This window comes from Paenibacillus sp. MMS18-CY102 (assembly GCF_009789195.1).
Lineage (GTDB): Bacteria > Bacillota > Bacilli > Paenibacillales > Paenibacillaceae > Paenibacillus_T.
The window spans coordinates 24,898-49,703 of sequence record NZ_WSTC01000040.1 but is presented as its reverse complement, the minus strand read 5'-3'; the positions used below and the strand labels follow the sequence as shown (position 1 = coordinate 49,703).

21 protein-coding genes, 1 tRNA gene and 1 other RNA gene are annotated in these 24,806 nt (G+C 51.8%); 7 read left to right on the top strand and 16 right to left on the bottom strand.

What is annotated here, in order from left to right; genetic code table 11:
* The coding region (locus GON22_RS22525; RefSeq protein ID WP_160394370.1) for an IS3 family transposase at window positions 1-173 on the top strand (173 nt) is incomplete at its 5' end.
* 47 nt (window positions 174-220) lie between these two features.
* Here the strand turns inward: GON22_RS22525 and GON22_RS22520 are convergent.
* The 13 genes from GON22_RS22520 to GON22_RS22460 form a co-directional block, all read right to left on the bottom strand.
* On the bottom strand, window positions 221-583 hold the full coding sequence (locus GON22_RS22520; protein WP_272898822.1) for an NAD(P)H-dependent oxidoreductase: 363 nt from the start codon (window positions 581-583) through the stop codon (window positions 221-223).
* A gap of 120 nt (window positions 584-703) precedes the next feature.
* Window positions 704-1,186 carry a hypothetical protein gene (locus GON22_RS22515; protein ID WP_160398359.1) on the bottom strand — a complete coding sequence of 161 codons (483 nt, stop codon included), beginning with the start codon at window positions 1,184-1,186 and terminating at the stop codon, window positions 704-706.
* A gap of 570 nt (window positions 1,187-1,756) precedes the next feature.
* Window positions 1,757-2,121, bottom strand: a transfer-messenger RNA (tmRNA) gene (ssrA, locus tag GON22_RS22510).
* Between the two features lie 527 nt (window positions 2,122-2,648).
* Window positions 2,649-3,131 carry an SsrA-binding protein SmpB gene (gene smpB, locus GON22_RS22505; protein ID WP_160398358.1) on the bottom strand — a complete coding sequence of 161 codons (483 nt, stop codon included), beginning with the start codon at window positions 3,129-3,131 and terminating at the stop codon, window positions 2,649-2,651.
* A gap of 978 nt (window positions 3,132-4,109) precedes the next feature.
* Complete coding sequence (gene rnr / locus GON22_RS22500; protein ID WP_160398357.1) at window positions 4,110-7,394, bottom strand: ribonuclease R; 3,285 nt, start codon at window positions 7,392-7,394, stop codon at window positions 4,110-4,112.
* A 333-nt stretch (window positions 7,395-7,727) separates the two neighbouring features.
* Window positions 7,728-8,153 carry a MerR family transcriptional regulator gene (locus tag GON22_RS22495; RefSeq protein ID WP_160398356.1) on the bottom strand — a complete coding sequence of 142 codons (426 nt, stop codon included), beginning with the start codon at window positions 8,151-8,153 and terminating at the stop codon, window positions 7,728-7,730.
* A gap of 251 nt (window positions 8,154-8,404) precedes the next feature.
* Window positions 8,405-8,641 (bottom strand): preprotein translocase subunit SecG, encoded by a 237-nt coding sequence (secG, locus tag GON22_RS22490; protein WP_160398355.1) that lies wholly within the window; start codon window positions 8,639-8,641, stop codon window positions 8,405-8,407.
* A gap of 118 nt (window positions 8,642-8,759) precedes the next feature.
* A complete protein-coding gene (locus GON22_RS22485; protein WP_160398354.1) occupies window positions 8,760-9,650 on the bottom strand; it encodes an ROK family protein in 891 nt (296 codons plus the stop codon).
* Window positions 9,651-9,727: 77 nt separating this feature from the next.
* Window positions 9,728-10,501: a sugar phosphate isomerase/epimerase family protein gene (locus tag GON22_RS22480; RefSeq protein WP_160398353.1), complete on the bottom strand. Its 774-nt coding sequence runs from the start codon at window positions 10,499-10,501 to the stop codon at window positions 9,728-9,730.
* Between the two features lie 243 nt (window positions 10,502-10,744).
* Window positions 10,745-12,040: a phosphopyruvate hydratase gene (gene eno / locus GON22_RS22475; RefSeq protein ID WP_160398352.1), complete on the bottom strand. Its 1,296-nt coding sequence runs from the start codon at window positions 12,038-12,040 to the stop codon at window positions 10,745-10,747.
* A 244-nt stretch (window positions 12,041-12,284) separates the two neighbouring features.
* On the bottom strand, window positions 12,285-13,817 hold the full coding sequence (gpmI, locus tag GON22_RS22470) for a 2,3-bisphosphoglycerate-independent phosphoglycerate mutase (protein WP_160398351.1): 1,533 nt from the start codon (window positions 13,815-13,817) through the stop codon (window positions 12,285-12,287).
* Between the two features lies 1 nt (window position 13,818).
* Window positions 13,819-14,574 (bottom strand): triose-phosphate isomerase, encoded by a 756-nt coding sequence (gene tpiA, locus GON22_RS22465; RefSeq protein WP_160398350.1) that lies wholly within the window; start codon window positions 14,572-14,574, stop codon window positions 13,819-13,821.
* Between the two features lie 48 nt (window positions 14,575-14,622).
* Window positions 14,623-15,804, bottom strand: coding sequence for a phosphoglycerate kinase (locus GON22_RS22460; RefSeq protein WP_160398349.1), 1,182 nt, complete (start codon window positions 15,802-15,804; stop codon window positions 14,623-14,625).
* Between the two features lie 20 nt (window positions 15,805-15,824).
* On the opposite strand from GON22_RS22460, the gene GON22_RS22455 reads away from it, so the two are divergent.
* Window positions 15,825-15,974, top strand: a complete 150-nt coding sequence (locus tag GON22_RS22455; RefSeq protein WP_160398348.1) for a hypothetical protein — start codon at window positions 15,825-15,827, stop codon at window positions 15,972-15,974.
* Between the two features lie 319 nt (window positions 15,975-16,293).
* On the opposite strand, the gene gap is transcribed toward GON22_RS22455, so the two are convergent.
* Both gap and GON22_RS22445 read right to left on the bottom strand, forming a co-directional pair.
* On the bottom strand, window positions 16,294-17,298 hold the full coding sequence (gene gap / locus GON22_RS22450; protein WP_160398347.1) for a type I glyceraldehyde-3-phosphate dehydrogenase: 1,005 nt from the start codon (window positions 17,296-17,298) through the stop codon (window positions 16,294-16,296).
* A 108-nt stretch (window positions 17,299-17,406) separates the two neighbouring features.
* Entirely contained in the window at window positions 17,407-18,453 is a 1,047-nt protein-coding gene (locus GON22_RS22445) for a sugar-binding transcriptional regulator (protein WP_160398346.1), read from the bottom strand.
* 274 nt (window positions 18,454-18,727) lie between these two features.
* Between GON22_RS22445 and GON22_RS22440 the strand changes: the two genes are divergently transcribed.
* Window positions 18,728-18,802 (top strand) — tRNA-Arg (locus GON22_RS22440).
* 161 nt (window positions 18,803-18,963) lie between these two features.
* Window positions 18,964-19,545: an ATP-dependent Clp endopeptidase proteolytic subunit ClpP gene (gene clpP, locus GON22_RS22435; RefSeq protein WP_199558771.1), complete on the top strand. Its 582-nt coding sequence runs from the start codon at window positions 18,964-18,966 to the stop codon at window positions 19,543-19,545.
* 80 nt (window positions 19,546-19,625) lie between these two features.
* Here clpP and GON22_RS22430 read toward each other — a convergent pair whose 3' ends face one another.
* Complete coding sequence (locus tag GON22_RS22430; RefSeq protein WP_160398345.1) at window positions 19,626-20,531, bottom strand: LysR substrate-binding domain-containing protein; 906 nt, start codon at window positions 20,529-20,531, stop codon at window positions 19,626-19,628.
* Window positions 20,532-20,650: 119 nt separating this feature from the next.
* On the opposite strand from GON22_RS22430, the gene GON22_RS22425 reads away from it, so the two are divergent.
* From GON22_RS22425 to GON22_RS22415, 3 genes are all read left to right on the top strand, one after another.
* Window positions 20,651-21,934 (top strand): adenylosuccinate synthase, encoded by a 1,284-nt coding sequence (locus tag GON22_RS22425; protein WP_160398344.1) that lies wholly within the window; start codon window positions 20,651-20,653, stop codon window positions 21,932-21,934.
* A 147-nt stretch (window positions 21,935-22,081) separates the two neighbouring features.
* Window positions 22,082-23,404 (top strand): diguanylate cyclase domain-containing protein, encoded by a 1,323-nt coding sequence (locus GON22_RS22420; RefSeq protein WP_160398343.1) that lies wholly within the window; start codon window positions 22,082-22,084, stop codon window positions 23,402-23,404.
* Window positions 23,405-23,423: 19 nt separating this feature from the next.
* Complete coding sequence (locus GON22_RS22415; protein WP_160398342.1) at window positions 23,424-24,659, top strand: extracellular solute-binding protein; 1,236 nt, start codon at window positions 23,424-23,426, stop codon at window positions 24,657-24,659.
* The last annotated feature ends 147 nt before the right edge of the window (window positions 24,660-24,806 follow it).

The window sequence follows — 24,806 nt, the reverse complement described above, 5'->3', positions numbered from 1 at the left end:
TGGAATCCTTTTGGGGAAAACTGAAGATGGAATGGCTCAATGATTACACATTCAAGACGCGAGCTGAGGCTAAGAAGGCAGTATTTGAATACATCGAGCTTTTCTACAACCGTCGGAGAACGCATTCCTCCAACAATTATGTCCCGCCATTCCTGGTCGGAGCAGAGATGTAACTATTAGACTAATTGGTGTCATTGAGGGTTTCTGCGTGTCTACTTTTTCAGGGCAAGGTCAATACGTCCCTGTTCAGTTGTGAATACTGAAAGCCCAGATCATATGCTCGTTTCAATAATCCCTCCCTAGCGTTAAGGTCAGCATCAAGCGTGTTATACAAAATTTCTACTTTGGAATTAGCGATTCCAGCGTAATTAGCCATGCCAACATTGAGCTGATGGGCAAGCATTTTATCGTAATTCCTTTTCTCAAAATGCTCAAATGAAGCACCTGCCAGCCCAAGCCACAAAACCTGCTCATGATGAAGCTTGCCCGTTCCGTATGCATAGCCATTGTTCCACACGCGGTCGATATACCCTTTTAACATAGCTGGCATGCTGTACCACCAAATCGGGAAAATATAAGCCAAACTATTCCTATCCTATAGCTTACCGATTACAAAATTTTGACCTTGTATCAAAAAAAGGGGCTTCTATACGGTATTGGTCCCAGCCAAAGAAAAAAGACCCTGGGGAAAGGGTCCTTACAATTAATACACTAACCGCAAATTTACGATGCCGAAACCTGCCTGTTCTCGCCCTTCGATCCCAAAGGTATAAGTACCATCCGGAACCAAGGCATCAGTTACATGGCCATCTACAGGATTTTTGGTAACCCATTCGCTAAAAAGGGCGCTAGTAGCGGAGCCATTATCATTTTTATATATCATACGAACATCTACCAAACCAAACCCCGCTTGTTCTTTCCCTTGAATTCCGATAACCAATTTGTCATTAGGTAAGTATTCATCTTTAATCCAGTGGTGATTGCCGTTAGTGAGCCAACCAGTTACTTGAGTTACCCCACCAGTATCGTCATTATGTTTACGAAAGTGTAATCTAATATCTGTGATGCCAAACCCAGCCTGTTCCTTGACTTCAACGCCTGAGATTACATGTCCATCTGGGACAAATATTGGTCCACGCTCTTCACCTTCTTGGTTTGTCGTAACCCAATTAGAAAAACCACTCACCTTAAAACCTCCTTTTATCCCCCAACACCTCCATAATTATTTGTTTTCTCTCCCCTTATTATTCATGCTGCCTAGACACGGTGAAGTATTACAACTTTTATTTTCTATATGAAATTGCGGGGTACTGTACTCTAGCAATACCTATACAAATACAAAGTGCAGCCAAAGGACGTTTTGACCTATTACAAATGTCAATCAAAATGCGGACATACAAGTATTCGTAAAGAGGACATTGAACAGATAACAATACGCGAACTAGTCTCTAACGAGGTTGGCTAATTGGATCGAAGCATTAAGAGCCGGTGTGAATGCGTTATCGAGAACTCAAGATAGCTGTTCAGCGCAAAGAAGCACTGTAATATGAATTAAAACAAGCTGAAATTCTTAATCAGACGAACTTACTCGACGCATCAATTGTTATTAATATCATCAACGCCAAAAAGGACTAGCTCCAATCCGCCGATGATGACGAAATGAAACAAGTCCTTCAAGAATATGTAGATCGTCTCGTGAACCAATCGCCCACCAATATAAACAAAAACCCCGACCTCATGCGGTCGGGGTTCCTGATGGTGGAGGCGAGGGGATTTGAACCCCTGTCCAGAGATAACGCCACACAGGCTTCTACGGGTGTAGTCACAGATTTGATGTCACCTAGGCCAACGCCCTGTAACCGGCTTCGATCAAGGTCAGCCTGATTATCTTATTCCGTCGACCCCAGGCGGAGACCGAACGGCGTATCCCACTACTTGTTAGCCCCTAGTCTAGTCACATGGGCGATGCTAGGTAGGAGCACGCTCACAGGTTATTAAGCTGCGAAAGCGTAGTTGTTTTGTTGTTTGCCAGTTAATTGGCTTTAGCGTTGATGAAGCGGACGCTCCCCACTACCCGCAACCCATGCTCGAACTACCCCCGTCGAATCCATAAACGCCCCCAAAAAGTTCGGCATAAGCGGTCCATCAACAATCAACCGTTAGCCTTGCAGGCGACTCGAATGGGTCGGCACTACTGTGCCATTCCTAGCGAGCACGAATGCTTCTTGCATCAATCAGCCTCTAGATCACCAGCTAACAATCACTCATGACCGGCTGTTGAACTCAGTATACCACGTCCACCGGACAAAATGTCTGGTTGGTTGTTGGCAGCACTAGCGTTCTTCGCCTAAATCGGCTAAAAGTACGAGAAGACCTTAATTGTAGCAACTCAGCGTTTGGATTGCAAGCTACTTCCAATCCCTGTCCGCTAATGCCCTTAATTCGTTTACTTTGCATGTATTGAAAGACTGCTTTCTACTTTGTTCGTCGCCGACTGGCACATAAGCTCACGGAACCTTAAGGCATTGGCGTTTACAATCGCAAACAAATAAAACCTTTGGCGCTACTCCGATAATCGAGATCCTGAGATCTGAATTGATCGTAGTGTTTACCAAAGGGTTTTTATTTAGCCGGATAAGGGCGTCAGGTTATCTCGCCACTTTTTGCTTCTCGCGCAGTGCGCGCTGGATATCACGTTGAGCGTCCCGCTTCGCCGCGGTGTCGCGCTTATCGTAGTTCTTTTTACCCTTGCCGAGACCAATTAGCAGCTTAGCATAACCGTTACGGATGTATATTTTGAGCGGTACAATCGTGTACCCTTCTTGCTTGGACAAGCCGAGCAGCTTATGAATCTGCACCTTATGCAGCAGCAGCTTACGCGTACGTGTCGGATCAGTCGGGTTATGGCGATTGCCTTGCTCGAATGCGCTAATATGCATGTTGTGAACGAACATCTCGCCATTACGGATCGTCGCAAATGCATCACTAATATTCGCTCTACTGTTGCGAACCGACTTGATCTCCGTACCTGTCAGCACGATGCCCGCTTCATACGTATCCTCGATGTAGTAGTCATGCGATGCTTTCTTATTCTGTGCGAGTGGCTTGCTATCATTCGTTTGCTTCGCCATGGTCTCTCCACCTTCCTTGGTTACGTAATTCATTAGCATGAGATCAGCAGCAGCCAAAAAGCCCGCCAATGCTGGCAACTAGACCTTCATTGTAGCAACTTTCCAGTTCGAAAACAAGGCATGGCTGGCTTGCTGAGCATAAGAACTGTCCGGCTGCACAGCTGTATGGACAGATGCAAGGGATACAACGGCATCGTATAAAGCACATGAGGGTTAAGTGATACATAATCCCTCTTTCATCAGGAGATACCAATATGGCTGTCTGTCAACAGGCAACTCATCTTCGAGTAAAGGAGGCGTCGCATTCCATGTCGACACGTCGAGAAAACGGCAATAAACAACAAGGCCACGGCAACCAGAACACGCAAACGAAATCCGGCGATAAAAAAGGCAACGATTAACAGCGGCAGCTTGCGTTGAATCTGAATTCAAATACTTAGCAGTCAAAAGAAGTATGTGCGAACTCGTCACTGTGACGGGTTACCGCACATGCTTCTTTTTGGTTGGTTGCTACTACTCCACTGAACTTCAGCGTACTGCAGGATGAGAGCTGCCGCGGCCAAATAAGATACGTTATGTGTGTCATTGCATTCCATACAATGAACCGACGCCCATTTAGCCATAATTGCTCCCCTCATTGTAAAACGTACAATGCCCGCAAACGCCCAAGGAGTAAATAACACCATTTACTAGCTGGCACTTACTTCTACAAGCAGTTTTCATTGTACAAACTACAATGACAAAGGCTCATCCGCCAAATTGATGTGTTCTCATTGTACAGACTGCAATGCACGGCCTTCAGATGCTTGAGAGAGTGTTACTTATACGACAGTAGGACCAGAACCAGTTGTTCTCGATCATACTGGCTCGTAATGTTCTCTGCCCCGACAAAAAAGCATGTGCGAACTCCCACTGTGGCGGGTTATCGCACATGCTTCTTCCAGTTATAACTGCTAACCTCTGTGTTTAAGGATTCGCTTATTTCCGTTTCTTGCGGACGAACGCTGCCGTAGCGTTGCCTCCGGATTTCTTCTTGCGCGGCTTGCCATGGCCTCCGTTGCCTTGACCAGATGGACCACCACCGTTGCCCGCGCCAGTGCTGCGCTGCGCACTGCCGCCTTCTGAGCGGTTGCCCGAGAACACGCCGCTCTCGGACGTATTTTTCCGTCGGCCGGATGAGCGGCCGCCTTGGCCGCCTCCGAATCCTCCGCCGCCACGGCGATTGTCGCCACCGCGACGCCCGTCTCCGCGGCGTGCCCCTTCGCCGCCTTCGCCGCCGTCATCGCGGCGAGGGTTAAAGCCGCCGCGAATCGGCAGGCCCCACATGTCTACACGTGGGCCTTTATTCGCCGCACGCGGGGGCCGCGTGCTCCAGAGCGCGCCGTCATCGTCGCGCTCCGCCGAGCTCCGCTCGGCGCCATCGCTCGTCGCGTCCATCCGGCGCGGAGCCTCGCTCCACGCTTCACCGCCCGGCGCGCTATCGCCACGCCGTCCGCGCCCACGCCCCACTTCGCTCGCGCCCCACTCGCGCTCGCCCGCGCCTTGCGCGCCGCCGCTCGCTCCACGCCCGCGTCCGCGGCCTTGCCCTGCTCCGCCGCTAGCCGCTCCTTCGCTCGCGCCCCAAGCATCCCGCGCACCTGGCGTGCCGCCGGTCTCGTTCAAACCCCAAGTGCCGCGCTCGCCGTCAATTTTGCGCCCTCGGCCTGCTCCTCCGCTCGCATTACCGCCTGCTCCACGCCCACGGTCCGCTCCATTCACATTCCACTCACGCTCGCCTGCGCCATTCGCTCCACGTCCACGCCCGCGGCCTGCCTCTCCGCTCGCACTGCCGCCTGCTCCACGCCCACGGTCCGCTCCATTCACATTCCACTCGCGCTCGCCCGCGCCTTGCGCACCGCGTCCACGGCCGGCATCTCCGCTCGCTCCGCGCCCGCGGCCTCCTTCGCCACGCGGCGCGCCGCCGCTATTGCCTGTTCCGCGTCCACGGCCCGCTCCGCCACGGCCGCCGCTCGCTGCCGTTCCACGATCATCGCGCCCGAAGCCGCCGCTGCGCTTGCGCGCTGGCCCGCGTCCGCCCCCGGACTCCGCAAACCCGCGGAAGCCGCTTCGGGGCTTCATATCAACCATTTCAAAATCGATCGTATAATCTTCCATATTCACGCGCGCCACACGAATTTTCACTTCGTCGCCGATCCGGTATACCTTGGAGGTCCGCTCACCGATCAACGCCATATGCAGCTCATGGAAGTGGTAGTAGTCGTCGGTCAAGTCGCTCAAGCGAATCAAACCATCGACTGTATTGTCCAACTCAACAAACATGCCGAAGCTTGTTACACTGCTAATAAGCCCATCGAATTCTTCGCCGACCTTATCGAGCATGAATTCGCATTTTTTGAGCTTATCCGTATCCCGCTCAGCATCAACCGCTACGCGCTCCCGCTCTGACGATTGCTGTGCAATCTCCGGCATTCTGGCGCGGAGCGTATCATTACGCAGCTCCGTGAGCGTCCCGCCATTCTCGATTACCTCGCGCATCACGCGGTGGATAACCAAGTCCGGATAACGCCGAATCGGAGATGTAAAGTGCGTATAAAATTCCGCCGCGAGTCCAAAGTGGCCCAAGCTCTCTGCGTCATACTTCGCTTGCTTCATCGAACGCAGCATCATCGTTGAGATGACCGTCTCTTCCTTGCTTCCCCGAATTTCTTCGAGCAGCGTCTGGAGGGAACGTGGGTGAACCGAGTTGCCCTTTCCTTTGACCACATAGCCAAAGTTGGACACGAGCTGCATGAAGTGCATCAGCTTCTCGCCATCTGGATCATCATGGGTCCGGTACAGGAACGGCACGCGCAGCCAGTGGAAATGCTCTGCCACCGTCTCGTTCGCGGCGAGCATGAATTCCTCGATGATCATCTCCGCGATGGAACGTTCCCGCTTTACGATATCGACCGGCTTGCCCTGATCGTCGACGATAACCTTGGATTCTTGGAAGTCAAAGTCGATCGCACCGCGTTTCATCCGCATTTTGCACAGGCGCATTGCCAGTTCTTCCATTAAATCAAACAATCCGAGCAAGCCTGCATACCGTTCTTTCAGCTCGGTTTCCGGCTCTTCTTCTGTCGCCGTGAGCAACCGCTTCACATTCGTATACGTCATGCGCTCTGTCGTACGGATTACACTCGTAAACACTTCATGGCGTACCCGCTTCAGCGTCGTAGCATCAAACTCCATCTCGCACGACATCGTCAGGCGGTCCACCTGCGGATTAAGCGAGCAAATGCCGTTGGACAGCCGATGCGGCAGCATCGGAATAACACGGTCTACGAGGTAGACGCTGCAGCCACGGCGGTACGCCTCTTCATCGAGCGCCGACCGCTCCCGAACATAGTAGCCTACGTCTGCGATATGAACGCCGAGCAGGTAGTTGCCGTTTTCGAGCCGCTTAACATGTACCGCGTCATCGAGATCCTTCGCATCCTCGCCATCGATCGTCACAATCGTCTCGCCACGCAAGTCACGGCGGCCCTGCTGGACAATCTCTTCCTCCGTTATGGAGTCCGGTGCCGCTTCCGCTTCTGCCAGGACGTCTACAGGGAAACTCTCCGGCAACTGATGCTTGCGGATGATCGACAAAATATCGACGCCCGGATCATCCTTGTGACCGAGAATCTCAATAACTTCGCCCTGTGCCGCTGCTCGGCCTTCTGGATAAGCCGTGATGCGCACGACAACCTTTTGCCCGGATACTGCACCGCCGAACTGCCCTCTCGGGACAAAAATATCTCGGTTGATCCGCTTGTCATCCGGCAGCACGAACCCATACGCATCATGGTTGTCAAACGTGCCTACAACCTGTGTCACCGCACGGGTTACGACGCGCACAACCTCGCCTTCCATTCGTCCGCCGCCCTCGCTCTGCGAGGTGACGCGCACGAGTGCGATATCGCCGTTCATCGCGCTCTTAAGATCGTTGGCATGCAAATAAACATCCGGATGCTCTTTTTCGTCCGGAATGAGGAAAGCAAAGCCTTTGGCATGCGCCTGGACGCGCCCTCGCACAAGGTTCATCCGCTCAATGACGCCATAGCGGTCATTGCGGGTCCGAATGATTTTGCCCGCTTCCTCTAATTCGTTTAGCAGCTTCAGGAACGACCGGAAATCCTCCGCGTCCGCCATCTTGAAGTGCTGCTCCAGCTCCTGGTAAGTCATCGGCTTATATGCCGTTTCTCTCATAAAATCAAGCAAGTCCTGCTCTAAGCTCATGATTCCTCCGCCCTCGCGTCGTCTTGACCGGGTCTCTTGTAGTTCGACAATAAAGGATATATTTTCATATACCATCTAGTATACACGAAACCCTTGTCCTTCATCCGCAATCCTAAAAAAATACAAACACGCTCACACCGCATGGCAGCGGCATTCTTAAGCCATTCAACCCCCGTCCTATCGGCTCCCTTCGCGGCGTATTCCTTTCCCATATATCATATGCAGACGACCCTCTAATATCCGCGGCACAAAGCCCGTTCCTGCCATGCTAACCTGCTAACCTGCTCCGCTCTAAGTTCTGTTCTTAGATCTGCTCTGCTTTTCATTCTTTGCTCAGTCGCTCATCGCCTTCAACTGTTTCACGCGATCCATCCGCTGCTGAAAACCGGCGCGCAGCTCCTGCAGCTTATTTATCCGTTCATCAATCCGGTCCATAAAAGATTGCAACTCGATCTCGCCCTGGTCGAGAAACTTGCGCTTTTCCTCGGCAGTCGTCTCTTGCGAATAGGCGCTGCGGATTTCGCCAAGGCGTCCCTCTAATGCCATAATTACTTTAATCTCTTGCAGCGAAATGCCTAGCACTTCCTTCATCCGCACGATCTGCTCAAGCTGTACCATAATCCTGTCATCATAATACCGGTGGCCGCCTTCCGTACGTGGCACACCGCTCAACAGGCCAATTTCCTCATAGTAATGAAGCGTTCTCGCCGTCACGCTGAATCGTTCGCATACTTCTTCGACTGTGTATCGTTCCTTCATGCGCTTCCTCCCGAACCTGCCGGCCTGGCAATAATTATCCCAATTATTATAAACGATATCTTACGCAAGCATAAGGCAATCCCGTTGAAAAGGAACATAATTTCGCTGGGGGGCAATATTATATAGACCATGGCCATTCCTGATTTCAACAAAAAAGAAGCCGAGACAATGTCTCAGCTTCTCCATGTTTAGCATCATAAAAGATACCGGCCATTAACATTAATGGTTTAACCCGTTAATGGTTAATGGAACTAGTTTTTAACGACATACGATACAACTAGCGCGAGGATGAAGAAGCTAGCTGCAAAGCCGATCGTCAGGCGCTGCAGGAACAAGTCCAAGCCGCGTGCCTTCTGTTTGCCGAACAAGTGCTCCGCACCGCCGGAGATGGCGCCGGACAACCCTGCACTCTTACCTTTCTGAAGAAGCACGACCGAGATCAAGCCCAATGCCGCGATGATCAGCAAGATTTTGAATAAAATGTCCACTTTTCCACCTCCTAAGTTGAGCCTTGTACGGATCAAAATCCGCCCATTTTGTTTTAGAACAAGCCTAAAAACAGTAATTTGATTGTATCATATCGATACCCGCGGCACAATAGTGAGATTATGCACCGCTACTCGCTTGCTGTGCCGCCCTAATCCCGAGCGCAAGCGCTCCGCTTAGGCCTGCGTTATCACCAAGCCCTGGCGGCACAATATAGGAATCGATATCGTCCAACAGCTGCTTTGAGCTGACATAACCGTTTAACAGCTTCTTCACCTCGGCACGAATCAACGGGAACAGCTGCGCCTGATGCATCACGCCGCCTCCCAGAATAACCTTGCGCGGGGATAGCATCAGAACCGCATTCATCACCGCTTGCCCGATATAATACGCTTCTATCTCCCATGCTGGGTGGTCGGCAGGCAGCGCGCTGCCCTTGGCTTGCCAGCGCTTCTCAAGCGCCGGCCCTGCAGCCATGCCTTCCAAGCAATCGCCGTGGTATGGGCACGCCCCTTCGAACAAATCCTCGGGATGACGCCGCACCAGCACGTGTCCCCCTTCTGGATGGACAAGCCCGTGCACAAGCCTGCCCTCGGCATATACGCCAACACCGACACCTGTGCCAATCGTATAATAAACGCAGCTGTCTAGCCCTTTGGCCGCACCCCATTTAGCCTCGCCATACGCTGCTGCATTCACATCCGTATCCCATCCCATTGGTACATCGAACGTACGCTTGATCGTCCCCAGAAAATCATAGCCAGACCATCCCGGCTTTGGTGTTGTTGTAACATGGCCATAGTCGTCCTGGCTCGGATCAAGCCCGATCGGGCCGAATGTGCCGATGCCGATCGCCTCCACCCGTTTGCCCTGGAAAAACTGAATGACTTGCTTCATCGTAATGTCCGGATGCTCCGTCGGAAACGACACCCGCTCAACAATCGCGCCCGTCTCATCACCGATTCCACACACAAACTTTGTTCCACCAGCTTCAATTGCTCCTATTATCATCCGTTACTTCCCCCCTGATCTCCACAAGAAGAGATGGCCGCGGACAGCAGCCATCTCGATTTTTATCCCATTTCGTTTTACAAATAGCCTTTTTTACGGAAGTAGTCCAAGCTAATTTTGGCGCTCTCAAGAGAAGAATTTTGGAACTGCTCTTGCTCCACGATGAAATATTCAATGCCAGCTTGCTCGGCAATTGCCAGCACCGGCTGGAAGTTCACTACACCTGCACCAATCTCCGTATCGCTGCGATGGTCGCCGAAATCCTTGAAGTGTGCAAGCGGCACTCGTCCTGCATAACGCGTTATATAATCAACTGGAGTTCCGCCGCCGATATGCACCCATCCAAGGTCAAACTCCGCAATCAGCTCGTCTTGCGTCACCTGCTGCAGCAGCCGATCGATTAACGGCACCCCGTCCACCAGCTTCAATTCAAAATCATGATTGTGATACCCATAGATCATGCCAGCCGCCCGAACCTTAGCCGACGCTTGCTTCAAAATGCCCGCAAGCTTATCCACATCTTCTTGGTTTGGATTTTCCGGCAATGGCGCCCATGGCGTCACGATGTATTGAAGGCCAAGCTCCTTGGCGAATGCAATTTGTTCATCGAACGCTTTCCACATTTCGCCTTCGGATTCTGTCCATTGCAGCCCGATATGCGCCGAAGGCGCTTTCAAGCCTGTTTCCTCTAACACTTTCTTTACATCACTTGCTGCTGTGTTGAAGAAACCTGCGAACTCAACTGCCTGATACCCAAGCTTTGCAACCTCACGGAGCGTTCCTAACAAATCATTTTCGGTACGGTCACGAAGCGTATACATCTGAATGCCGATAAGCGGTTTAGCTGACATAATGTTTAGCACCACCTTGAGTATTGTATGCACTGTGTTTGCACTGCATCTACTTTGTATTATAGACGCTGGACTTTCACAAACTACCCCACTTTTTGTGCGGTTTATTTGTCATTTTGGCTTTATGAAACCGAATTCAAACCTATACGATTCGAATTTCATCAAATAATGGAATAAAAAAAGGCTCCCTCCCAGCAGAACCAGCCGCCAAGAGAGAACCTTCTAAACAATCGCAACTGCGATTTATTTGTTGAAGTTTTTGAGGTTGTAGAACGCGCTTGCGCCTGCGTATTGAGCAGATGCACCCAATTGGTCTTCGATACGAAGCAATTGGTTGTATTTCGCTACGCGGTCCGTACGGGAAGGAGCACCCGTTTTGATTTGGCCAGCGTTCGTTGCAACCGCGATGTCAGCAATCGTGCTGTCTTCGGATTCGCCGGAACGGTGGGAGATAACTGCTGTGTAACCAGCGCGTTTAGCCATTTCGATCGCGTCAAACGTTTCCGTAAGGGAACCGATTTGGTTAACTTTAACGAGGATGGAGTTACCCACGCCTTGATCGATGCCGTCTTTGAGGCGAACTGTGTTCGTAACGAACAGGTCGTCACCAACGAGCTGAACTTTGCCGCCGAGTTTCTCAGTGAGCAATTTCCAACCTTCCCAGTCGTCTTCGGAGCAGCCGTCTTCGATTGTGATAATTGGGTATTTGTCAGCCCACGAAGCGAGCAGGTCCACGAATTCTGCCGAAGTGAAGGAACGGCCTTCGCCTTCGAGGTGGTACTTGCCGTCTTTGAAGAACTCAGTCGAAGCAACGTCCATACCGAGGAATACGTCAACGCCTGGCTTGTAGCCAGCGAGCTCGATAGCGGAGATGATCGTCGTGATCGCTTCTTCATTGGAGCTAAGGTTCGGTGCGAAGCCGCCCTCGTCGCCTACTGCCGTGTTCAGGCCTTTTTCTTTCAGAACCGTTTTGAGGTTGTGGAAGATTTCAGCGCCGATACGCAGTGCTTCTTTGAACGATGGAGCGCCAACTGGCAGAACCATGAACTCTTGAACGTCGATGTTGTTGTCAGCGTGCTCGCCGCCGTTAACGATGTTCATCATTGGAACTGGAAGCGTCTTAGCGTTGAATCCGCCGAGGTACGTGTACAGTGGAACGTCCAGCGCGTCTGCTGCTGCGCGAGCTACTGCCATCGAAACCGCGAGGATTGCGTTAGCGCCGAGCTTGCCTTTGTTGTCCGTGCCGTCGAGCTCGATCATTTTGCGGTCGATTGCAACTTGGTCCAGTGCGTCCAGGCCGATAACTTCTGGAGCGATGATGGAGTTCACGTTGTCAACGGCTTTGATAACGCCTTTGCCGAGATAACGGGATTTGTCGCCATCGCGCAGTTCTACTGCTTCGTATGCGCCAGTGGATGCGCCGGATGGAACGATTGCGCTGCCTTTGCCACCGGATTCAAGAGTTACTTCTACTTCAACAGTTGGGTTGCCGCGGGAGTCGAGGACTTCGCGTGCGTATACGTCAGCAATGATAGACATGTTTGTAACACTCCTTGTTTGTAAGGTTATAGTTGTTGCCCAATTTCTAAAAAAACCAACATTTCTATGGTAAACGAAAACCCGTCTGAATGCACGTCCTAGACGCCTTCAAACGCTTATTTTCGTCAAAATAATGCCGGCTGCGCAGGCTGACTATGTTTCCGTCCGTGTCTCTCCCACTATATGTCTATACCTGCGCAAGCCAAAAGCATTGAAAACGGTTATTCGATCGCAAAAACTGCGATTACTTCACCAGTGTCTCGCCCGTCATGTCAGCCGGCTTAGCCAGCCCCAGCAAGGACAGAATCGTTGGCGCGATGTCGGCCAGAATGCCGCCTTCGCGAAGCTCAGCGCCTTGCTTCGTTACGATGAATGGAACCGGATTCGTCGTATGTGCCGTGAACGGCCGGCCGTTCTCGTCGATGACCATATCCGCGTTGCCGTGATCCGCCGTAATGAGGCACACGCCGCCTTTTGCCAAAACCGCTTCAACAACTTGGCCAAGACATGCATCCGTCGCTTCAACCGCTTTGATCGTTGGCTCCAGCATGCCGGAGTGGCCAACCATGTCAGGGTTTGCGAAGTTCAGGATGATCGCGTCGTGGTTGTCCGCCTCGATCTCTTTGACCGCTGCTGCCGCAACCTCATAGGCACTCATCTCTGGCTGCAGGTCATACGTTGCAACCTTAGGCGAGTTGATCAGAATGCGCGTTTCGCCAGGAAGCTCTTTATCGCGCCCGCCACTGAAGAAGAACGTGACATGCGGATATTTCTCTGTCTCGGCGATGCGAAGCTGTTTCTTGTTGTTTTGTACCAGCACTTCGCCCAGCGTGTTGTCGAGGTTTTTCGGTGAGTATGCAACGAACCCTCCAACCGTCTCGCTGAACAGCGTAAGGCATACAAAGTATAGGTTGCTAGGCACATTCGCCCCACGGTCGAAGCCGCGGAAGTCCTCATTCGTGAACACTTGGGAAAGCTGGATCGCGCGGTCTGGGCGGAAGTTGAAGAATACGACTGCATCATTCGACTCCACAAGGCCAACAGGCTTGCCATTCTCAACGATAACCGTCGGCATAACGAATTCGTCCATAACCGACTTCTCGTACGATTCTTTCACAGCTTGCAGCGCGTCCGTGTATTGCGGGCCTTCGCCATACACCATGGCACGGTACGATTTTTCCGTACGTTCCCAGCGCTTGTCGCGGTCCATCGCATAATAACGGCCTTGAACCGTTGCGATTTTGCCTACGCCAACCTCCGCGATTTTCGCTTGGAGCTGCTCCAGGTAGCCAACTGCGCTGTCTGGCGATACGTCGCGGCCATCCAGGAATGCATGGATGTACACTTCCTCCAGCTCTTCCTTCTTCGCAAGGTCAAGCAGCGCGAACAGATGCGCGATGTGGCTGTGAACGCCGCCATCGGAGAGAAGGCCGTACAGGTGAAGCTTCGTGCCTTTCTCTTTCACGTGGCGAACCGCGCCCAGCAGCGTCTCGTTATCGTAGAATTCGCCGTCGCGAATCGACTTGCTGATGCGAGTTAGGTCCTGATACACAACGCGGCCAGCGCCGATGTTCAAGTGGCCAACTTCGGAGTTGCCCATTTGGCCTTCTGGCAAGCCTACTGCCTCGCCGCATGCCGTCAATGTCGTATGCGGGAAAGTCGACCAGTAACGGTCGTAGTTTGGCTTGTTCGCTTGTGCTACTGCGTTGCCTACAACGTCTTGGCGCAAGCCAAAGCCGTCGAGGATGATCAGTGCTACCGGTTTAGGCGCCGTCATCTTACTTCGCCCCTTCAACCAGCTGGATGTACGATGCTGGCTCAAGGCTTGCGCCGCCAACGAGTGCGCCATCGATGTTCGCTTGGCCCATGTACTCCGCTACGTTGTTCGGCTTAACGCTGCCGCCGTATTGGATGCGAACTGCGTTCGCTGTTGCTTCGCCATAAAGGCCAGCTACGATGCCACGGATATAAGCAATTACGTCTTCAGCATCAGCTGCAGTCGACGATTTGCCCGTGCCGATTGCCCAGATTGGCTCATAAGCGATAACGACTTGCGCCGCTTGCTCAGCCGACAGGCCTTTGAATGCAGCTTCCGTTTGCACTTTGCAAACTTCTTTCGTTTGCTCGGCTTCACGCTCTTCGAGCTTTTCGCCTACGCAGACGATTGGCGTCAAGCCGTGCTTGAACGCTGCATGCGTCTTTTTGTTCACAATCTCATCGGATTCAGCGAAGTAAGCACGACGCTCGGAATGTCCGATGATCACGTATTTCACGCCCAGGTCAGCCAGCATAACGCCGCTGATTTCGCCCGTGAATGCGCCATTGTCTTCGAAGTGAAGGTTTTGCGCGCCGATCGAGATCGACGTGCCTTTTGCTGCTTCTACGAGTGCTGGCAATGCCGTGAAAGGTGCGCAGATAACGCTCTCTACGCCTGCTACCTCCGCTTTGCCTTTTACTTCTGCGAAGAACGAAGTAGCTTCGCCAACCGTTTTGAACATTTTCCAGTTGCCTGCAATAATCGGTGTTCTGCTCATGTAAGGTAAATCTCCCTTCTCATGCTATATGCTACAGCGTTGCGCTGCTTATTTATCGTTAAGTGCTACTACGCCTGGAAGCTCTTTGCCTTCCATGAACTCGAGCGATGCGCCGCCGCCAGTGGAGATGTGGTCCATGCGGTCTGCCAGGTGGAACTTCTCAGCTGCTGCAGCCGAGTCGCCGCCGCCGATAACCGTGTAACCAGCTGTTTCAGCACATGCTTTAGCAACAGCTTGCGTACCATGGGAGAATGGCTCGATCTCGAATACGCCCATTGGTCCGTTCCATACAACAAGCTTCGAGTTTTTAATAACTTCGCTGTAGATCTCACGCGTTTTAGGGCCGATGTCGATGCCTTCCCACTCTGGGAGCATGCCGTCAACGTCAACGATTTGCGTGTTTGCATTTGCGCTGAAATCGTCCGTGATTACAACGTCTACTGGCAGGTAGAAGTTTTTGCCGAGTTTTTTTGCTTTCTCGATGAACTCAAGCGCCAGATCAAGCTTGCTGTTGTCCACGAGCGATTTGCCAATTTCGTTGCCTTGTGCTTTGAAGAACGTGTAGGACAAGCCGCCGCCGATGATGATGTTGTCAGCGATCTCGATCATTTTGTTGATAACGTCGATTTTGTCCTTAACCTTGGAGCCGCCCACGATAGCTGTGAAAGGACGCTCAGGGTTGTTCAAAGCTTTGCCAAGCACTTCAAGTTCTTTCTCTACGAGCAAGCCCGATACAGCTGGAAGCTGGTGAGCGATGCCTTCTGTCGAAGCATGAGCGCGGTGAGCAGCGCCGAATGCGTCGTTCACGAACAGGTCAGCAAGCTCAGCGAATTGTTTCGCCAGCTCTGGATCGTTGCTCTCTTCGCCTGGGTAGAAACGAACGTTCTCAAGCAACAAAACGTCGCCTGCGTTCAGTGCAGCTACTTGTGCTTTAACCGCTTCGCCTACTGCTTCGTCAGCTTTAACAACTGGTTTGCCAAGCAGCTCGGACAGGCGTGCAGCAGCTGGCGTCAAGCGCAGCTCTTCTACCACTTGGCCAGCCGGACGGCCAAGGTGGGAAGCCAAAATAACTTTAGCGCCGCCTTCGATCAGGAATTTGATTGTAGGAAGCGTTTCGCGGATACGCGTGTCATCCGTAATTTGACCGTTTTCCAGAGGTACGTTGAAATCGACACGTACGAATACACGTTTTCCTGCGACTTCGACGTCGCGCACACTTTTCTTGTTCATGAGAGAAAGCCTCCTTCTAATTGGGCGAAGATAAGAACTATATGGGGTTTGGGTCGCGCAGCGAGCAGCACTTAAATCGCGCAGCGATCCAAGCCGCGCAGCGGCTAAGTCGCAAAGCGACTTGCCCGGTCGCTTTAGCGACCAAGACGGATCGCAAAGCGAGCCGTTAACACAAAAAAATCGTTCCTTCGAAGAAGGAACGATACAAACCATTGGTTCAGCCCCCATAAGGGGGCGCGAACCAAGGGCCTAGACTCCGTCAAAGGAGTCGCGGCCCCCCGGTCCCGCCGGCACGGCGATATCCCTTCCGTAACACGGGAGCGCCAAACGCCAAAGCGTGTCCGTCAGGACGAAAGCGTTCCTAGCACAAAGTCACGCAGGAGCGCCAAACGCCCCTCCCACGACAAATCTCTTAACGGGAGTCCAGAGGGCAGAGCCCTCTGGGGCCCCCTTTGTAGACCAAAGGGGGTTTGGGGGATTAGATAATCCTTATAGGCCTTTGCTTGCTACGAATGCTGCGAGGTCAACTACACGGTTCGAGTAGCCCCACTCGTTGTCGTACCACGAAATAACTTTAACCATGTTGCCTTCAACAACCATCGTCGACAGAGCGTCGATTGTGGAGGAAGCTGGGTCGCCGTTGTAGTCGCTCGATACGAGCGCTTCGTCGGAGTAGTTCAAGATGCCTTTGAGCGAAGTGTTAGCAGCTTCTTTCAGTGCTGCGTTAACTTCTTCAACCGTTACGTTAACTTTCAGTTCAGCAACGAGGTCCGTTACCGAAACGTTAGGCGTAGGAACGCGCATAGCCATGCCGTTCAGTTTGCCTTTCAGTTCTGGCAGTACGAGGGATACTGCTTTAGCAGCGCCCGTCGACGAAGGAATGATGTTTTCTGCAGCAGCGCGAGCGCGGCGCAGGTCTTTATGAGGAACGTCCAGTACGGACTGGTCATTCGTGTAGGAGTGGATCGTCGTCATCATGCCTTTAACGATTCCGAATTTGTCGTTGATAACTTTAGCGAACGGCGCGAGGCAGTTCGTCGTGCAAGAAGCGTTGGAGATGATCGTGTGGGAAGCAGCGTCGTATTTGTCTTCGTTAACGCCCATAACGATCGTGATGTCTTCGTTCGTAGCAGGTGCGGAGATGATTACTTTCTTCGCGCCGCCTTTCAAGTGAAGCTCAGCTTTTTCTTTAGCTGTGAAAATACCCGTGGATTCTACAACGATCTCTGCGCCAACAGATGCCCATGGAAGGTTCTCAGGGTTACGCTCGGCAAACACTTTGATCTCGCGGCCGTTAACGATCAGCGCGCCTTCTTTTGCTTCAACCGTACCATCCAGCTTGCCGTGCGTCGTATCGTATTTCAGAAGGTGAGCCAGCGTGGACGTATCCGTCAAATCATTGACTGCTACGATCTCTACATTAGGGTTGTTCAGCGCTGCGCGGAACACGTTACGACCGATACGACCAAATCCGTTAATACCAACTTTAACCATTTTTTTCTTCCTCCCAGACTGATGAGTTTGTTATATACTCAAGACGTTGTACGGCTCGGCATGCCGGCCGCAGATCGTCAAGATCACAAGTTTTTGAAAAGCACCTTATTAAGCATTGCCCAATTCCGCTTCATCAATAAGCCGGATAATTTCGATCGCTGCTGCTTCGTCCGTCACGAGCACATCGTCGTGCCCGAACTTCATTACTGCCGCAATGGCTTCGCCTTTGCTCTGGCCGCCTGCTACCGCAATGACAACCTCCGTTGCCATAATATCCTCGAGCCGAAGCCCCGCGGTTTGCATTTTGTGGACGACAGACCCATTCCGGTCAAAATAATAACCGAACGATTCTGCCAGCGCACCCTCGGCCTTCATTCCATCTACCACGCCTTGATCAACCTTCCGGCGCCTAGCCATGACCATTGCATCACCAATTCCATGCACGACTATGCGGGATTTCCGAATGACATCGACAATTTCTTGGATGTTCGGCTCTTGCATAAGCGTGACATACGCTTCATCGCCCAAATGGTCAGGCACATGAAGCAAACGGTATTGCGCTCCGGTCCGCTTCGCCATCATGGAAGCGATCGTGTTCGCTTGGTAATCGAGGCTTTCGCCCAGCCCGCCCCTTGCAGGCACGAACCAATTGTTCGGCAGTGGCACCGGCGATGTCAGATGATGCGCAATTTGCGCCATCGTCGTGCCGCCAGTTACGGCGACTACATCATCCTTGCCTAACGCCCGTATGAGCGCCTGGCTGCCTGCGCGGCCCAGCTCCCGCTTCGCCGTCTTGGAAGAATCAGAATCGCCTGGCACAATGTGCACTCGGCTAAGGCTGTAATAACGCCTAATCTTCTCTTCCATCTCGGAGAGCCCGAACAATTCTTGGAACAGCGGCTCCATCTCTGACACAAGCTTGCGGCCTTGCTCACTAATTCTCATGCCTGAAACATGAATGTCGAGCAATCCTTGTGCTTTCAAATAATCTGTTTCGGCGCGAAGCACGCGTTCTGTCATGCCGAGCGCACCTGCTAAGGTTCGCCTTCCGACAGATTCCGACAGCATTACATGACGCAGGATGAAGTAACGCTTCTTCATAACCTCCAACAGATCCGGCACAAGCTGCTGCTGCAATTCGATCATCGGTCGCATCTTGGGCACACTCTCCATAGCCGAATGATATTGTTCTTAATATGAAGAAACCGTTAAATTGGAATTCCTTCAAATGAGTCACTGGACCATTTACGTCCCGCTTATTCATTTTAAGTCCCACTCGTATTTTATCGAATTACGGAAAAGACTGCAAGTTCATTTTCATCGTTGTAATCGCTTTCCGACACGATTTGGTCAACTTTTATTTTTTTCTGGAGCAAAGGTTGCAATCCTAGGAAATATGCGGTATGATAACTCTCGTTCCAATTTTTTTGCGCCCGTGGTCCAATGGATATGACGTAGGCCTCCGGAGCCTGAGATCTAGGTTCGATTCCTAGCGGGCGCGCCATACTTAAACTAATGAACCGGCTGATGCCGGTTTTTTTGCGTTTATTTAAACCTTCGCCCTCCGTCTGACTATCTTTGACTTTTCAAAGCCCATCCGCTATTATAGTCATACAACAAAAGCATCACATTTAATTTACCATTCGGGAGGGAACTTTCATGGATATGAACTTTGTGCCTATGGTTATCGAGCAGAACAACCGCGGCGAGCGCGCATACGATATTTACTCGCGGCTTCTGAAGGACCGGATTATTTTTCTCGGAACAGGCGTTAACGACATCGTAGCCAACTCCATCATCGCGCAATTGCTGTTCTTAGCGGCAGACGATCCGGAGAAAGACATCTCTCTCTACATTAATAGCCCCGGCGGCTCGATTACCGCTGGCATGGCGATATACGACACGATGCAGTTCATCAAGCCTGACGTTTCCACGATTTGCGTAGGCATGGCGGCTTCGATGGGCGCTTTCCTGCTTACAGCAGGCGCGATCGGCAAGCGCTATGCGCTGCCTAACAGTGAAGTCATGATTCACCAGCCGCTCGGCGGCGCTGAGGGCCAAGCAAGCGATATCGAGATTCGTGCGAAGCGCATCCTCAAAATGCGTGACAAACTCAACGGCATTCTCGCTGAGCGTTCCAACCAGCCGCTCGAGAGAATCGAGAAGGATACCGACCGCGACTACTTCATGAGTGCTGAAGAAGCGCGCCAATACGGCCTGATCGATAAGGTGATCGACAAGCTGTAACGTTCACATTAAGAATCCCCTCACTTATGCCGTATGGCTGGTGAGGGGATTTTTGTGCATATCCGCTATACGCTCCCCCTTCAAGGAAGCATAGCAATAAACGTCTGCGCCGCCTTCGACAACGGCACTTGAGGCAGCGTCACTACACCAATTCTTCGGGCAGGGATTCGTGATTCCAGCCTCACTTCAACAAGCTCCCCGTTAGCGAGTTCCTGTTCGACGAAATTGCGGACCACACATGCAATGCCAAGCCCAGTCCGCGCAAACTCGCATAAGAGGTCCAAGCTGCCCAACTCCATGCTCGGCTTCAATGTGACGCCATGCGTGGCTGCGACGGTATCCACGTACGACCGGATTTTGCTGCCCCGCTCGAGCATCAGCAACGGCTGCTCAGATAACTTTAGCCAGCTCATGCCCTTGCCGCTAGGCATTGCTTGGCTAGTTAGCGCAGTATGATTAGGCCGTGCTACGAATATGTCACTCAACTCTGTGCTTTCCCGTATGTGCAGCCTGCGATCATCCAGCGGCAAGTTAATGATGCCAAAGTCGATTTTGCCATCCTTCAACAACTGCACCGTTTCCGCCGTCGTTCGATTCGTCACTTGAAACTGAATGCCAGGGTATCGCTCATGAAATTCACGCAACCGTGGCAGCAAGTAATGTTTGCACAGCGTATCGCTTGCCCCAATTCGCATATCCCCTTCCAGCAGCGCGTGCCGATCAGCCAAACTGCGCTCTCCCGATTGAATAAGGTGAAAAGCCTGTTCAACATATCGCATCAGCACTTCCCCTTCAGCACTCAGCTTGACACCCTTGGACGTTCGGAAGAACAATCGGCATGCCAATTGCCCCTCCAATTGCTTGATCGCATGCGTAACGGCTGGTTGAGTAATGAATAGCTCCTCGGCTGCTTTAGACAGGCTCCCCGTTCTAGCTGCCCAATAGAAAGCTCTATACCACTCCATGTTGGTTACGTTATGGCCCACTTATCTATCAAACTCCTTTATAACAGATATCACTTATATTCATTTCATTTATATTATTATCGCTCGTATAATCGGTATTGGGAATCCATTACAACAAAAAAAGAATGGAGCGATCAGAAATGAGCGTAACTGCTGTTGTCGGAGCGAACTGGGGAGACGAGGGAAAAGGGAAAATAACCGATATGCTCGCCGGTCAATTCCGTTACATCGTTAGGTATCAAGGAGGCAGCAACGCCGGGCATACGATCATCAATGATGCCGGCCGGTTCGCGTTACACCTTCTGCCTTCCGGCGTCTTGCTCCAGAACGCAATTAACGTAATCGGGCCAGGCGTCGCCTTTGATCCGCAAGCTTTCATGCAAGAATACGACGCGCTTCTCAGCAGAGGCGTCGCCGCGCCAAATATTCGCATCTCCAATCGCGTCCAACTTGTGCTTCCATTTCATGTCTTGCTTGATTCGCTCGAAGAGGAACGGCTTGGCGCCCGCAGCTTCGGCTCCACCCGATCTGGCATCGCCCCCTTCTATGCGGACAAATATTTAAAAACAGGCATTCAGCTTGCTGAACTGTTCGGAGATGAGCCGCGCTTGCGCGCTAGAATACACGCAACCCTTTCATCCAAGAATATACAATTAACACATCTTTACAATCATGCCCCGATTGATGCAGACGCTGTAACAGATGATTTGCTGCGCTTGTCAGAAAGGCTGTCGCCATTCGTATGTGATACAACCGCATTGCTGCAAGCAGCGCATGCTGCTGGGGAGGCGATTCTCGTAGAAGGCCAGCTCGGCGCGCTGCGCGATCCAGACCACGGCATTTTCCCGTATGTCACCTCCTCTTCTACACTCGCCGGGTTCGCCTCGATCGGGGCTGGCATTCCGCCACAAGCGATCGAACGCATCATTGCGGTAACCAAAGCGTATTCCAGCTGCGTAGGGGCCGGCCCGTTCGTGACGGAGCTCAGCGGCAGTGAAGCCGAGGGGCTTCGCGCAAGAGGCGGAGATGCTGGCGAATATGGGGTGAAAACACGCCGCCCCCGCCGAGTTGGCTGGTTTGACACCGTAGCAACCCGCTATGGCTGCATGCTGCAAGGAGCTACTGAAGTTGCCCTCACGAACCTCGATGTACTCAGCTATTTGGACACGATTCCTATCTGCGTAGGCTACAGCATTAATGGTGAGGAGATTGCTTCTTTACCGCCTACAGGCTTGCTAGAGCAGGCTGAACCGATCTGGGCAACGCTGCCCGGCTGGCAGCATGCGGATCTTACTAGCATTCGAAAATTCGAGGCTTTGCCTGTGAATGCACAGCAATACATCCGCTTCATCGAGCAAGCAATTGGCGTGCCTATCCGCATGGTTTCTGTCGGGCCGCACAGGGACCAGATCATTTACCGATAATCGAACGAACCCAGAGCCACATGGCTCTGGGTTCGTTATTTTTACAAAAATTTACTTTTAAATTTACTTTCTTAAATATAATTATCAATTGCATTGGAATTTACGATAAAATAATAATGAAACCTAGAACACATCGGAGGTAACCTGGTGATATTCTCGCTGCGCAAGAAACTGTACATCAGCTTTATGATTATCATTGTGTTATTCATTATTACAGCGGCCTTCTCATTCCTTCTTTCCCGCAAAACCGTTCATTTGATGAATGATATTCTTTTATCCGAAAAAAGGCTCGAAGTCGTCCAACGGCTTAATTTATTCGCCCGGACCGCTAACGATAATGGCGCACATTACCTTCTTGCCCCTTTGTATATCGAAGATGATTTTAAATCCCGGTTTGACTCCAGTGTCAATTACGTGAATGAGGGCATTGCTGAGCTGTTTGATTTAACCCCCCATTCAGAAGACCAACGCCTCATACTGCAGTTCAAGGACAAATGGACTGCTTATACGCATGATAGCGAGGCTATTTTGTCCCTAAAGAAAGAAGGCAATGTCACACAAGCACAAGAGGACTTTACGAAAGACAGCTTTGATCCAATCGCCTTCTCCCTGCATAGCTTCTATATGTCCGAGCAAGCGCAAATTAATGGCTTTAAACAGCGCATTGAAGACAGCAGCCGCACGATCCGGGTCGTGAACGTCGCGTCTGCATCATTCGCTATCCTATTATCAATTTTTATTGCCGTCATTTTATCCAACTATTTGCTGCGCCGGATTCGACTGCTCAAGACGTCTGCCCAGACGGTGGCAAAAGGGGACTTGCAGGTTCCAGATCTCCGATTTAGCGGAGCAGATGAGCTTACTGAGCTTGCAAACGCCTTCAATGCGATGACGTATTCGCTCCGCACCATGCTAGACTCTAATCATGTCCTTATGCAGCTGTCCACGCGCGACGGCCTTACAGGCATTGCGAACCGCAGATGTTACGATGAAACGTTAGAACGGGAGTGGAAGCAGCTTGCCGCCTCTGCTAAGCCGCTATCCTTAATTTTGCTGGATATCGATTATTTCAAGCCATTCAATGACTGGTACGGGCACCAAGCTGGAGACAAATGCTTGCAGCAAGTGGCCAACCTTCTGCAAGAGCATGCCACAGAGCCTCATCAGTTAGCCTCACGCTACGGAGGTGAGGAGTTTGCCATCCTGCTGTCTGGCCAATCTACGGAACAAGCTGTTCATATAGCAGAAAGCATCCAGCAAGCGCTTAGAAGCCTCAGCATCCCCCATATGCGCTCTGAAGCAAGCGATTATGTAACAGTCAGCATTGGCATTTCATCAGTTATTGCGACGGATGAGGCGCCTGCAAGCGAACTCATGCACCAAGCCGACCAAGCGCTTTACCTGTCCAAACGGAACGGCCGGAACCGAATTGCAGTCTACCATCCGCCTGAAGGGCACCTGCGCGATTAAATAGGAGATGATCCCATCGATGAAGAAGCTTCTTGCACCTGCAGCGATCATAACTATGCTTTTCTTGGCGGCAGCTTGCGGGCAATCGAGCTCCAAGCCTTCCGGCGTTGCATTAACGTTCTGGACAACCACCTCCGGTGATGAAACCGCGTTCTTCAAAAACCGCATCGCTGCGTTCGAGGCAGAGCACCCTAACGTGACTGTAACCATGAAACAATTGCCTTTTGCCAACGCTACGAATGAGTTCAAAAACGCTATCCTTGGCGATCAAAACGTCGATGTGTTCCGTTCGGACAATACGTTGATCCCCGAATATGCTGAACTGGACATTCTATATCCGCTCGAATCCATCGCAGAGCCTAGCGATCTGGACAGCTTCGTGCCTTCAGCGCTAACTAGTACAACCTATCTTGGCCATGTATTTGGGCTGCCGTCGGTTCTAGAGGTTCCTGCATTGCTATATAACAAGCAGCTCCTGAGGGAAGCTGGCCTCACGCATCCTCCCCAAACGATGGATGAGATGATGGGCATAGCCAAGGCCACCACTACGGTTGGGCATTACGGGATCTTTGTAACCGAGGATTCGTACTTTGCCCTCCCTTATTTATGGGCTTTCGGCGGCGGCACAGTGACGGATAAGCGGGAGATCAAAATCGCAACTGAACAATCACAGCAAGCCATCGCCTTCATGCGCAAGCTTTGGGAAGATGGCCTGACGCAGCCCTATAACGATTTTCAAGACTGGTACGGGCGAATGATGAACGACTTTGGTGAAGGGCGATCAGCGATGATCATCAATGGCCCATGGGCGATCCATGACCTTCTTCAAAGCAATGCCTTCGCGGATCCTAGCAACCTGGGCATCGCCCCGATTCCTAAAGGACCTGGCGGGCAAGGCTCCCCTATCGGGGGCCACAGCCTCGTCATCAATAAATACAGCGAGCACCCTGAGGAAAGCTATGCGCTCATTCGCTTCCTCACTAGCCCGGAAACGCAGGTGCTGCAAAGCCATACGTTCCGGACACTGCCAACCCAAACATCGGCATATGAGGATGCCCAGCTCGCCGCTGATCCCGTTTACCAAGGCTTTAAAGCGCAGCTAAGCGTCGCGAAGAGCCGACCGATGATTCCCGAAGGGGCGAAGCTATTCCGTGATTTCACTTCAAATCTTAACGCCATGCTTCTCGGGAAGGAATCCATTCCTGACGGCACGCTGAAGATTGAAGCGGCTTGGAAGAGCATTTTGCAGCAATAACGCGCCTATCATAAAGGGTGTCCCACAAGCCAAGACGGCTGAGGACACCCCTTATTTTTGTACAGCAACGGTTGCTGGAGTTGTGTTTGGCCCTAGTTCCACCGGATCGCCGCCATAGGTCTCCCAAACAAAAAACCCAGTGCCTAT